This window comes from Microcoleus sp. A2-C3, assembly GCF_036706065.1.
Lineage (GTDB): Bacteria > Cyanobacteriota > Cyanobacteriia > Cyanobacteriales > Microcoleaceae > Microcoleus.
In genome coordinates this window covers 30,800-42,368 of the sequence record NZ_JAUBVX010000016.1, presented here as the reverse complement: position 1 = coordinate 42,368, position 11,569 = coordinate 30,800, and the positions used below count along the sequence as shown (strand labels likewise).

The following is an 11,569-nucleotide window of genomic DNA, read 5'->3' as shown; positions in this document are numbered from 1 at the left end:
AGTCTTGAGTTATCTATTTTAAGCTAAAAACTCTTTAACTCAAAATAGATAACTCAAAATTCTTCTCAACCAGCATGGCCTAGCGCCAAACCCGCTACCAGCATACCCAACACCAGGAAAGGCTGAGCACTTGCCTGATATTTAACATCATTTTCCAGCGGATTGCGCAAAAAGTACATATCCTGAAAAGTGATTTGGGGAACGATCAGCAGCAAGAGAATGACAGCGTAAAGGTTTTGGTCAATGCTGATCAGGTAGCCTGCTATCCCTGCTTGAAATATGTCGATCATCAACACGCAAATCCAAGCTGCGGTGTCGATGCCAAACATCACTGGCAAAGATTTTAACCCTAATTGGCGATCGCCCTCAACACTTTTGAAATCATTAACTATCGCAATCCCCAGCCCTGCCAAACTGTAAAACAGGGTCAAAACCATAATGGTGGGATTTAGTGTACCAAACAAAGCTTGACCAGCCCACCAAGGCAGGGCAATGTAACTAGCACCCAGGGCATAATTGCCCAACCAGCCATTCTGCTTGAGTTTCAGCGGTGGCGCAGAGTAGATGTAAGCCAAAAATGCGCCGCCGAGAGTCAAAACAGTCATGATCGGGAATTCATGACCCGCCCACAAGTCTAGAGCATAGGCTACCGCAATGCCTGCGACTAATAATACCAAAATTTGCGTTACTACTTGAGGAATCGAGATGATACCGGAAGGAATCGGACGGTAGGGCTCGTTAATTGCGTCGATGTCGCGATCGTAAAAATCGTTCAAAGTTTGAGTGTAGCCAGTCAGCAAAGGCCCTGACATCAACATACACGCTGCGGCGATCGCAAAATTCTCTAAATTCCAAACATAGTTTCCCGAAGAAGCCGCCCCGCACACCACGCCCCACATCAGGGGAATCCAGGTAATCGGTTTCATCAGTTGCAAGCGAATCTTCCAGATGGAAGTTTCCCCGCTAGAGGCCCCTTTCATACCCAACATTTGCCGAGTTTTGGCACTGCGGCTTTCGGTAGCAGCGCTTGGAGGTGTGGGTTCTGGGGTGATTTGGGATGGAGGAGAGTCAGACATAAGTGTGATGTGAGCGGTACTGCTACTATTGTCTAGTTTTTGGTTTCAATAATAATTCTGTAGGACACCACTGATATTTCAGGCATCGTCTGGAAAACTTACCCAGGATTGGAGTTGATGCTAGAGAAAAATATGGGTTTTACCAATATATTTAAATATCATTATTTTGTGTAAATGTCAAGAGGAGCAATAGTCAGTTGACAGTTGACAATTGACTATTGACAGTCTTCGTAGGGTGTGTCGCCATTTTTAAACTCTCGGATTCAATCGCAAATTAAGGCAGATTAACACAGATTAACGCAGATAATTTCAAGATATGTCTGTGAATGGCAATCTGATCTGGAATTGCTCGCCCGCGTACTTCACTTAATTGAGAAATGCTATACCATTAAATCATCTCATCGGGCAGAAACTCTGGCATAAATTCAGAATCTAGAAGCTGGACAGCAGAGTAGATACATGATGGCGGAAACGTGTCTACAGATAATCCAGTTTCAGCACTTGCTTGTTCTACTGCATCCGCATAACATTCAGCCAAAATTTCTTCAAGATCTGGTTTGAGACTGGGGGAATCTTTTAGGGTTTTGCGAATGCGTCTGCGATGTTCAACAATGCTGCCTTTCCAACTACCGCTTCTTTGATCCGGTTGAAATTGCCACTTCAGCAAGTGTAGGATAATTACCACAAGATTGCTTTCTAAACTCCGGCGTTCGCTTCGCCCCATGTCTTCTATTTCTGCAATCAAGTTTTCCCATTCGATGTTTGAAAAGTCGCGAATCCGCAACTTTTCTACAGTGGTTTCAATCCATCTGAGGTAATCGATATCATACAATTTATGTCGATTAACTTCTAATTTTGTTGTCATAACTTGTTCCTGATTCAACAATTCCGACAGTTTCAGGACTTACGCACAGGGGCAAGAAACCCGGTTTTTACGAGTTTTGCGTCGAGTCACGAGAAATCTAGTCAGAAACCGGGTTTCTGATATCTGCGTGCGTCAAACTCTTGTGGGGTGGGCATCCTGCCCGCCCCAAATATGCAATAATTCAAATGTCCAACAGCTTAACAACTACCAATTAACAAATTAACAAATATGGCGGTATGAATCAAAAGGCAATCCCGTCCGCCGCTTCACGTCAACAACTGATTTATATGCGCCTTTAATCTGCCTTTCTCTAACTATTGTTTCAGCAACAACGCGATCTAAACCGCTTTGAATCAACTCTTCCGGTGAAAGAATATTTAACCGTTTCCAAGTAAACTGGGATTCTTTTTGATAATTGTAGCTGAAGCAAATCATCGGGGCGATGCGTCGGACGTGACTTTCGGGAACTCCGGCGATTTCCGATAACTCTTCGGCGTGGGTAAAAAGGTAGCCTTCGTTTTGCAAAGATTCAATATCGTTAGCATAGACGATCGGCAAACCCAAGATTCTCACCATATCATCTTTGGTGCACTCGTTAATATCTATTTTGCCGCGCAGATTAGCAAGTTCTGCGGCATTTGTCGCAGTTTCAGGAACCAGTAAGCCTCGGGGTGCGGTTTTGATCAGATAACGCTTTTTCAAAGAAAAGGCAGTGACAATTTGAGCGATCCAAACGAGGGTGCCCAAATTAGGTGAAGAAGATAGTGCTAGTGCTGCTAAAGTAATGCCAACACCCCATCCCATCCAACTGCGAATATTTGTTTTTTGGCCTGCATAGGCGATCGCCAATCCGCCGAAGTAGGGAATAAAAGAATACCACACCCAGTTGGGAGTTTGACGCAGCCAGTATAAATCTTGAGACACTTTAGTTCTATCCTCGATCTACTTTTATTTGATTCTTATTTAAATCCCACCCTTTTTCGAGTGGATTCTGTTCTTTCTTCTTCCTTATTTTTACCTAGAGGGAAAGCGAACCCGAAAGGCTCTTTTCCTTCTTCCTTCTTCCTTCTTCCTTCTTCCTTCACAAATTACAATTCTCGCAGCAGTTTTTGGCGTTTTTCTTCATATTCTTCGGCGGTAATTGCGCCCATATCATAAAGTCCTTTCAATTCTGCGATCGCCCCAGTCACATCTTTTGCCCCTCTGAGGGCATACCCAGACGGCAACACTCCGGCATTGTACTGTACTTGAAAAGCTTGTTCCGACATCAGCAGCAGGCCGATAAAATCGAAAAACGCGAACAGTGACGGAATTAATGTCCAAGAAAATAGCAAATAAAATACTCCTGCTACATTGTTACCCAAATAAAATTTGTGACCTCCGAAACCTCCGATAAAGAAAGCTAACACAACTGCTACGGTTTTATCTTTTACCATTTTTCCCTTTCCCCAGTTTTTTTACTTTAACTTGTGCGATAGATCTTTAACGATCGAGTTCAGTAATCTTATGACTAATTTTTACCAAAAATAATTGGTTGAAAGCCGGAACCCTTGTAGTAAAACATTAAAACAAGACTATTCATTACTCCAATCCTCTTTCTTCTTTTGTCAAGTGCTGTCAACCGTCAACTGTCAACCGTCAACTGTCAACTGTCAACTATCAACTGAATGAATCATTTATTTGGGTTTTTGCGAAACTTGGACATCGCAAAATACAGGATAACTATACCGGCTTGAGCCTGTAGAATGACAAAGTAACCTCTCCAGAAATAATCGAGTTCGCTACTTGCATTCAGAGAAAATATTAAAGTGCCTAGGGCTGCGTAGGGTGCGAAACGCATCCAACTCGGCGTTCTCTCTAACTTGCGGCTGTTAAAATTGCTCATTAGTTCGACCATCCACAAAAACCGGACAAGGTATTACTTCCATGTTAAGACAAGTTTTTCCGTTTAGCTTCCAGATTTGGGAGTAAATTTAAGCTCAGGTGCGGGCGGCGCACCAGCCTAACTTCCTATTTCTCAAATTTGTGAAAAAAGCAAGGTTAATTCACAATTATTAACAACCGCCCGAATTAACTGGCGCCGCCGCCCAAAAGAAACAGACTCAAGAGAGTTCCGCTATTCCAAAGACTGTGGAGAAGCATGGGGGCGAGGAGATTGCGCGATCGCGTGTACACAAACCCCAACACCGCCCCCAACGTCGCCAAAGGCAGAATCTCAGAGACACTCAGGTGAGCCACCGCAAACAAGAAAGCCGAAGCTGCGATCGCCCCGGAAACAGGCAAATAGCGAGTCAGAGAAGGCAGTAGAAAGCCCCGAAACACGATTTCCTCAAAAACCGGAGCGGCGATCGCAGCAGTGCCGAAAAACACCGCCAGAGCCACGTTATCCCTACCTTCAAGGACGATCGGCAAAATCGGATTACTGCCACCTTGTCCCTGCCAGAATTGCTGATTGATCAACGACACCACAACCACCAAAGGCAAAGCAACCAAATAGCCGCCAAAACCCCACAAAAACCAATTTTCCCGCCAATTAATCCGAAACCAACCATCAGGTAAAGGCAAAAAAGACTTAACCGAAAAATACAGTACCGAAAGCCCGCCAGCCGACAGCAACAAATAAGTGGCAAAGATATAAAAAGCCTTTTCGCGCGGGTCAAAAGTAGCAGGACTCAGTTTAAAAACAGCCAGAGAAACTGGCAGTAATAAATAGGGAATCAAGATTTGCCCGACAAAGAAAAAGCCGACCACAAGCACCTGCCAAACAATCTCGCCATCCCAAGGCACATCCCAAGCCAAGCTCCCATTTCGCGCCAACAGCGGCCCGGAATCTGCTTGATCTAACTGCTTCCGTTGCAACAGCCACTGCACAGTCAAACCAACCAGCAAAACCGTGCCAATACAAAGAGAGATAGCCGGAACACCGACAATAATTGCCAACTTTTCTATAGCTTGTTCAGCCGTTGCTTGCTCAGCAGCTTGCAGCGCCACTAGCTCCTTAGAACGTTCTTGCAGCTTGTAAAGTTGAGCTAAAGCGCGATAGCGAAACCAGCCGTCCAAAGACTTTTGAATCCGTGGCTCCGCATCCGGCAAAAGTTGAGGTGGATTGCTCCAAATTCCCGTTAAAACCTGAGCACTTGCCACGGAAGGGTCGGCATCAACGTCAGTTTTGTACCGCGTAACTAAACTTTTCCAAGTTTGGATCGCCTCATCATTTTTGCCGCTAGTTGCCTGCAAAATTCCCAGGCGCAACTCAAGTTCATTTAACAGCGTTGACTGTTGAATCACTAACTCTTGTACAGCCTTTTTTTGTGCAGATTTGATAGCAGGATTTTCCGATTTCGATACCAGTGTCGGCGGAATTTCTTTAAGTTGTGATTGAGTTATTTTGAGAGTTTTTTGAGTCGAGTCTCGCGCTTCTTGATATTGCGTCAAAGCCGTATTTAAAGGATCAGAACCGATAATATTGTTGCGCGCTGAACTTAAATTAGCACTAGAATTATTTTCTCCTTGCCACTCCGAGGCGTGAAGCAGCAAATTTGTCTGATAGAGTTCCAGCCGGCTTTGAATTTGCGGCTCATTCCAACTAGCAAGTAAAGATAAACCGACCAGGGCGATCGCGATCGCTGTTAAAATACTTAAAATTATCCGCTTCAGTGTCATTCCTGCTTTCCGTCCCGCGCGAATCTGTGGCTAAATCTTGTCCGTCTTTAATCATAGGTCGTTGCAGTCGAGAGTATCCCGTCTACTGGTAAAATTTCACTGGCTGATCTTTTTGACTCGGCTCAACAGAACTTGCGCCACAAATCCTCGACTCGCCGTTTATGCGTAAGGTGCACACCTTAGCCCAGCGGTGCGCAGTGCGCACCCTACAGGAATAATGTACTGTGCGCCAGCGATGTGTGAGGTAAGGTGTGCACCGCGCACCCTTCGACTCGGTAGCAGCGTAAATCTAAAATCTAAAATCTAAAATCTAAAATCGAATGACTCGCATTATCTTAGTCCGTCACGGCAAAAGCACATACAATCAAGAACGGCGCATCCAAGGCCGCCTCGATAAATCAGTTTTGACAGAAGCAGGCCGCGCTGGCGCAAAGCAAGTAGGTGACATCCTGGGCAGTATCGCCTTTGATGCCGCCTACACCAGTCCCCTGCAACGAGCCAAAGAAACAGCAGAAATCATCGTGTCGCGCTTGACAAATCCGCCAGAACTCCAGCCAACTGATAAATTGATGGAAATCGATTTGCCATTGTGGGAAGGAATGCTGCGCCAAGATGCGATCGACCAATTCCCCGAAGCATATCAGCAATGGCAACAACATCCCGACAAATTTTCCATGAAAATCCCCTCCCCCGAAGGAGAAATCGAACACTTTCCCGTACTAGCCGTTTTTGCTAGCGCCCGCAAGTTTTGGGAAGAACTTTTATCACGCCACACTTCTGGCACAATTCTAGTAGTAGGTCACAACGGAATTAACCGGGCGCTCATCGCTACAGCCTCAGAAATTGCCCCAGATTACTATCAATCAATTCAACAATCAAATTGTGGAATTAGTGTCATCAATTTTGGATTTACAGATGACCAAACCGAATCCAACAAGAAAATTGCAGTTCAATTAGAATCACTGAATTTAACTGCCCATACCGGAGAAATCTTCCCCAAACCGAGAGATGGACACCGCGGCCCGCGCTTATTGCTAGTGCGTCACGGCGAAACAGACTGGAACAGAGCAGGTAAATTTCAAGGACAAATAGACGTACCTCTCAATGATAACGGTCGCGAACAAGCTCGGCAAGCCGCAGAATTTCTGAAAGATGTAAAATTAGATTTTGCGATTAGCAGTTCCATGCTGCGCCCGAAAGAAACAGCGGAAATTATTCTCAAATATCACGGCGGTTTGCAACTGGAACTCCGCGACGAATTGAGAGAAATCAGCCACGGACTTTGGGAAGGAAAATTTGAATCAGAAATAGAAGCATCCTATCCTGGTTTGCTTGCAGAATGGAAAATATCTCCCGAAAAAGTGCAAATGCCAGAAGGAGAAAATTTGGAGCAAGTTTCGATTCGGGCGATCGCAGCGTGGCGAGAAATCGTACAATCAGTATCTGGTACAGGAATTGTAGTTGCCCACGACGCCGTTAACAAAGCCCTTCTCTGCCACCTGTTCAATTTAGAGCCCGAACACTTCTGGAAATTCAAACAAGGAAACGGTGCAGTTAGCGTAATTGATTATCCCCACGGCCCCGACGGTTTACCCGTACTGCAAGCAATGAATATCACAACTCACTTAAGCGGCGGCGTATTCGACCAAACAGCAGCCGGAGCACTGTAATTAGTAAAGTTATCGGCACGAAGTATAGCAGAATAAATCCCCTCTGCTACACTTCCCCGTCGAACGAATGTCTGAACTTTCATAGCAGAAACCCTTGCTTTCATTCCCTCCTCCTTCTTCCCTCTTCCTTCGTGTCCTGAGCGTCTTCGCGATTCGTTATTCCCTCTTCCTTCTTCCTTCGGCGTTGCTTAATCAGGGTATGAAAAAGAACCAGGTAAAAATCCATAAGCTTTGTGGACAATGGTTTTTATGATTTGCATATTTAGCCGTTCATACCGTAAATCAGCAACGCCCCTTCTTCCTTCTTCCCTCTTCCTTCTTCCTTCTTCCTTCTTCCTTCTTCCCTCTTCCTTCTTCCTTCTTTATGACTCGCGAACTGCTACAAAATGTAAGGGTGCTAGATCCAGTTTCAAAGATCGATCGCACCACTGATATTCTAATTACAGACAATCAGATCACAGCAATCCAAGAAAACATCACTGAAATTCCCGCAGACACAGAAGTGCGGGATTGCCAAGGACTAATTTTAGGGCCAGGATTAACTGATATTTACAGTCATAGCGGAGAACCGGGTTTTGAGGAACGAGAAACCCTAGAATCCTTAATGCAGGCTGCCGCGGCTGGCGGTTTTACGCGAGTGGCAATTTTGCCCGATACTTCGCCGCCTGTGGACAATTTGGCCGGTTTAGCTTTGTTGCAGCAACATATCCGCAATTTGTCGCCCTCCCTACCGCGTTTGTATTTTTGGGGCGCGCTGACAGCGGGCGTTAAAGGTCAGCAGATGGCCGAGTTGGGCGAGCTGGCATCCTCTGCGGTGGTGGGGTTTGCGGACGGTTTGTCGCTGTCTAATCCGGCTCTGGTGAGGCGTTTGCTTGAGTATATCCAGCCTTTGGGCAGGTCGATCGCATTGTGGCCGTGCGATCGAACTTTGGCAGGAAATGGTGCAGCGCGGGAGGGTGCGGTGTCGGTACGCTTGGGTTTGCCAGGAATTCCCGCGAGTGCGGAAACATCGGCTTTGGCGGCAATCCTGGAGTTGGTGGCATCTGGAGGTACTCCCGTGCACATCATGCGCGTTTCAACCGCCCGCAGCGTGGAATTGATTCGAGATGCCAAGGCGCGGGGTTTGCCGGTGCAGGCGAGTGTAACTTGGATGCACTTGCTGTTGAATGTTGGCGCAATTTCAGGAAATGCCAAAGATTGCGGAGGCGGGAAAAATGCTCTGACGGCTTCGTTTCCTTACGATCCAAATTTACACCTAGAACCGCCGTTAGGCACTCGCAACGACCAATTAGCCCTGATTCAAGCTGTGAAAGATGGGGTGATTGATGCGATCGCGATCGACCACAATCCGCGTACCTACGAGGAAAAAACCGTGGCTTTTGCGGATAGTCCCCCAGGGGCGATCGGCTTAGAATTAGCATTACCTTTGCTGTGGCACGGACTGGTAGAAACTGGCGAATTTTCGGCTTTGGAACTGTGGCGAGTGTTGAGTACAGGTCCCGCCGTTTGTCTTGGTCAAATCCCCGCTACGGTTACGCTGGGTGTCTCTGCTGAACTGATTTTGTTCGACCCGCTCATGACTTGGACTGTTGAGGGGCGTAGTCTGAAGTCGCGATCGGCAAACACACCTTGGTTGGGACAAAAATTAGCAGGAAAAGTTGTGCAAACTTGGATTAATTGATCCTTGAAATAGAAATTCATCTGTTGTAGCACAGGCATCTTGCCTGTTTCTGGGAATGCTGATGTCAATCATCACAAAACATAAATACATGACTGCTGCTATTGATTCGTGGAATTCCCCACCGCAAAACCTGACATTAGACATCAACGAAATTCATGTTTGGCGCGTCTCTCTGACTCAAACAGAATCAGGCTTGCAAACTTTAGCACAGACTCTCTCTACCGACGAACAGACAAAAGCAGAGCGTTTTCACTTTCCAAAAGATCGATCGCAATTTATTGTGAGTCGCGGCGCACTGAGAGCAATTCTGAGTCGCTATCTGCACATAAATCCCAGCCATCTACGCTTTGAATACAACCCCTATGGCAAACCCTCTCTCATCATCGCCCAAAGTGGAAATACCCTGCGTTTCAATTTGTCTCACTCTCGGAGAATGGCTCTAATTGCTCTTACCAAAAATAGAGATATTGGTGTCGATATTGAAGGGATTAATCCCAACTTTCCTTGTCTGGATATTGCTGAAAGGTTTTTTTCACCATTAGAAAACTCTGTGCTGCGTTCACTTCCAGAGCATCTCCAACCCACAGCTTTTTTCACCTGCTGGACTCGCAAAGAAGCCTACATCAAAGCAGTCGGTAAAGGATTATCTATTCCCCTGAATCAGTTTGATGTCACCCTCGCACCAGGAGAACCAGCAGCAGTGTTAAATATTGAACAAAACCCCGAAGAAGCATCGAGATGGTCTTTAATTGAATTAATTCCCAGTTCAGATATGGTGGGGGCTGTTGCGGTTGCAGGAGATTGCTGGAAACTTCATTGTTGGGAGTGGAAAGGGGAGTTTTGAGTTATAGTTCGCAGTCAGGAATGCAAGTCTTTCCTTGCGTCCCGGACTTAAATAAAATCCGATCGACTTTGGGGCAAAATTACTTGGATTTCCTGACAGCGTTCCAGATAATTTTGCGCCACCTTATCCAGGGGATTCTTTCGCACGCAATCAGCAAATAGCTCTGCCGCTTCTTGATGTTTAGCAGCAGCGTAATTATACAGTGCTTCGACAAATACGGGTAAAGTTGCTAACTTGCCCTCTTTTACTTCTGGTGTATCGGCATCAAACACTTCGTAAATTGTTACCAAATCTGATTTACCTTTTACTCGGACACAGCCGATATTTCGGATTGAGTAACTTGCCGGATTGCTCAACTGTAAAAAAGTATTTTGAGTAATCAACATCGACACTCCGTAACTTTTCGTCAAGCTTTCCACCCGCGAGGCTAAATTCACCGCGTCGCCAATCACCGTACTGTCCATCCTGTTAGTTGACCCCACTGTTCCTAACATCAATGAACCCGTATTGATACCAATCCCAATTTTAATCGGTGCGTAGCTGCAACTCATGCGATGTTGATTGTATTCGTCGAGACTATGCAGCATAGAAATTCCAGCGTTCACAGCATCGGCTGCACTGTCACCGAACAAAGCCATAATTGCATCGCCAATATATTTATCAATAAAGCCATTATTTTTAATAATGCTTGGCTCCATTCGACTCAAATAGGAATTAATAAAATTGAAATTTTCTTGAGGTGTCAGACTCTCAGAAAAAGCTGTAAAATCCCGAATATCGGAAAACAATATTGACATTTCCTTTTCCACGCTGTCGCCTAGTCGAACGTCGCTCAAGCTATCATGGCTTAGCAGCGAGACAAATTGATTCGGCACAAAGCGTTTAGCAGCTTCTGTTAATTTTAATTGCTGTGACAGGGCAACTTCTAACTCCTGATTGATTTTCCGAAGTTCGGCATTTTGTTCTGCTAGTTTTTTATCCAGACTGTAGCTGTGGACGGCTTCTGTCACAGTCAATTTCAAGTCTTGAGTTTGCCAAGGTTTGCCGATATAGCGGTAGAGTTTCGCGTGTTTGATGGCATTTCCTACCGCCTCAATAGTCGCCTGACCCGTCAGCATCACCTTGAGAGTTTTGGGAGAAATTTCGTGAACTAGCCGCAACAATTCATCTCCTTTCATGTCAGGCATTACATAATCCGAGATGATTAAAGGGATTTCATACCCGTCTTCGAGTAATTCAGCAATTAACTCTAGGGCATCTTGACCTCCTTCGGCAATTTCAATCTGATAAGTATTGCCCAAAGCCTCTTTTAATTCAGTTTTAAGACTTTTCAGAATTGTTTTTTCATCGTCAACGCAAATAATGACTTGTTTTGTCATAACGATAAGGCTGTTTTAATGGCTTCGATCAACTCTGATTCCGACCAAGGTTTTTGCAAACACCGATGGAGGTTGGCTTCGTCAAAAGCCCTCTTTACTGCCTGTTCATCGGCTTGACCTGTTAACATAATTTTGACTATTTTGGGAAATTTTTGATGAACGCGAATCAGAAATTCATCTCCTTTCATTCCTGGCATTAACCAATCCGATACAATCAATACAATCGAAATTTCGTCCTCATTTAATTCATCAATTAACTCTAAAGCCTCGGCGGGATTTTCCGCTATCTCGTAAAGATAAGCATTCCCAAAGGCAGATTTAAGTTGGGTTTTGAGGCTTTTTAAAACTACTGGTTCGTCGTCAACACACAGGATAATTGGTTTAGACATCT

General features: G+C 45.3%; 14 protein-coding genes. 3 read left to right on the top strand and 11 right to left on the bottom strand.

Annotated features, from left to right (window positions below):
• Positions 1 to 65: 65 nt before the first annotated feature.
• The 7 genes from chlG to QUB66_RS11385 all read right to left on the bottom strand — a co-directional run bounded on the left by chlG (position 66) and on the right by QUB66_RS11385 (position 5,604).
• Positions 66 to 1,076, bottom strand: a complete 1,011-nt coding sequence (gene chlG / locus QUB66_RS11415) for a chlorophyll synthase ChlG (protein ID WP_332967761.1) — start codon at positions 1,074 to 1,076, stop codon at positions 66 to 68.
• A 388-nt stretch (positions 1,077 to 1,464) separates the two neighbouring features.
• Positions 1,465 to 1,941: a DUF29 domain-containing protein gene (locus QUB66_RS11410; protein ID WP_332967762.1), complete on the bottom strand. Its 477-nt coding sequence runs from the start codon at positions 1,939 to 1,941 to the stop codon at positions 1,465 to 1,467.
• A 219-nt stretch (positions 1,942 to 2,160) separates the two neighbouring features.
• Complete coding sequence (locus QUB66_RS11405; RefSeq protein ID WP_332967764.1) at positions 2,161 to 2,865, bottom strand: helix-hairpin-helix domain-containing protein; 705 nt, start codon at positions 2,863 to 2,865, stop codon at positions 2,161 to 2,163.
• Positions 2,866 to 2,900: 35 nt separating this feature from the next.
• Positions 2,901 to 3,026, bottom strand: coding sequence for a hypothetical protein (locus QUB66_RS11400; RefSeq protein ID WP_265234417.1), 126 nt, complete (start codon positions 3,024 to 3,026; stop codon positions 2,901 to 2,903).
• Between the two features lie 3 nt (positions 3,027 to 3,029).
• Positions 3,030 to 3,377 carry an NINE protein gene (locus QUB66_RS11395; RefSeq protein ID WP_265234418.1) on the bottom strand — a complete coding sequence of 116 codons (348 nt, stop codon included), beginning with the start codon at positions 3,375 to 3,377 and terminating at the stop codon, positions 3,030 to 3,032.
• Between the two features lie 236 nt (positions 3,378 to 3,613).
• The gene (locus QUB66_RS11390; RefSeq protein ID WP_265234419.1) at positions 3,614 to 3,826 is read right to left on the bottom strand and encodes a hypothetical protein; all 213 of its coding nucleotides are present in this window, start codon (positions 3,824 to 3,826) and stop codon (positions 3,614 to 3,616) included.
• 185 nt (positions 3,827 to 4,011) lie between these two features.
• Positions 4,012 to 5,604 carry a CPBP family intramembrane glutamic endopeptidase gene (locus QUB66_RS11385; RefSeq protein ID WP_332967766.1) on the bottom strand — a complete coding sequence of 531 codons (1,593 nt, stop codon included), beginning with the start codon at positions 5,602 to 5,604 and terminating at the stop codon, positions 4,012 to 4,014.
• Positions 5,605 to 5,924: 320 nt separating this feature from the next.
• Here QUB66_RS11385 and QUB66_RS11380 point away from each other — a divergent pair, with 320 nt between their 5' ends.
• Positions 5,925 to 7,274, top strand: coding sequence for a histidine phosphatase family protein (locus tag QUB66_RS11380; protein ID WP_332967767.1), 1,350 nt, complete (start codon positions 5,925 to 5,927; stop codon positions 7,272 to 7,274).
• Positions 7,275 to 7,374: 100 nt separating this feature from the next.
• On the opposite strand, the gene QUB66_RS11375 is transcribed toward QUB66_RS11380, so the two are convergent.
• Together QUB66_RS11375 and QUB66_RS11370 are read right to left on the bottom strand one after the other, a co-directional pair.
• Positions 7,375 to 7,500, bottom strand: coding sequence for a hypothetical protein (locus tag QUB66_RS11375; RefSeq protein WP_332967769.1), 126 nt, complete (start codon positions 7,498 to 7,500; stop codon positions 7,375 to 7,377).
• A 56-nt stretch (positions 7,501 to 7,556) separates the two neighbouring features.
• Positions 7,557 to 7,700 carry a hypothetical protein gene (locus tag QUB66_RS11370; protein WP_332967793.1) on the bottom strand — a complete coding sequence of 48 codons (144 nt, stop codon included), beginning with the start codon at positions 7,698 to 7,700 and terminating at the stop codon, positions 7,557 to 7,559.
• Between QUB66_RS11370 and QUB66_RS11365 the strand changes: the two genes are divergently transcribed.
• Both QUB66_RS11365 and QUB66_RS11360 read left to right on the top strand, forming a co-directional pair.
• Positions 7,639 to 8,955, top strand: a complete 1,317-nt coding sequence (locus QUB66_RS11365; RefSeq protein WP_332967770.1) for a dihydroorotase — start codon at positions 7,639 to 7,641, stop codon at positions 8,953 to 8,955. The two genes, QUB66_RS11370 and QUB66_RS11365, sit on opposite strands and share 62 nt — an antisense overlap.
• A gap of 61 nt (positions 8,956 to 9,016) precedes the next feature.
• Positions 9,017 to 9,799 (top strand): 4'-phosphopantetheinyl transferase family protein, encoded by a 783-nt coding sequence (locus QUB66_RS11360; RefSeq protein WP_332967771.1) that lies wholly within the window; start codon positions 9,017 to 9,019, stop codon positions 9,797 to 9,799.
• A 47-nt stretch (positions 9,800 to 9,846) separates the two neighbouring features.
• On the opposite strand, the gene QUB66_RS11355 is transcribed toward QUB66_RS11360, so the two are convergent.
• Both QUB66_RS11355 and QUB66_RS11350 read right to left on the bottom strand, forming a co-directional pair.
• Positions 9,847 to 11,178 carry an adenylate/guanylate cyclase domain-containing protein gene (locus QUB66_RS11355; protein ID WP_265234425.1) on the bottom strand — a complete coding sequence of 444 codons (1,332 nt, stop codon included), beginning with the start codon at positions 11,176 to 11,178 and terminating at the stop codon, positions 9,847 to 9,849.
• A complete protein-coding gene (locus tag QUB66_RS11350) occupies positions 11,175 to 11,567 on the bottom strand; it encodes a response regulator (RefSeq protein ID WP_265234426.1) in 393 nt (130 codons plus the stop codon). Before QUB66_RS11350 ends, QUB66_RS11355 begins: the two co-directional genes overlap by 4 nt.
• Between the last annotated feature and the right edge of the window lie 2 nt (positions 11,568 to 11,569).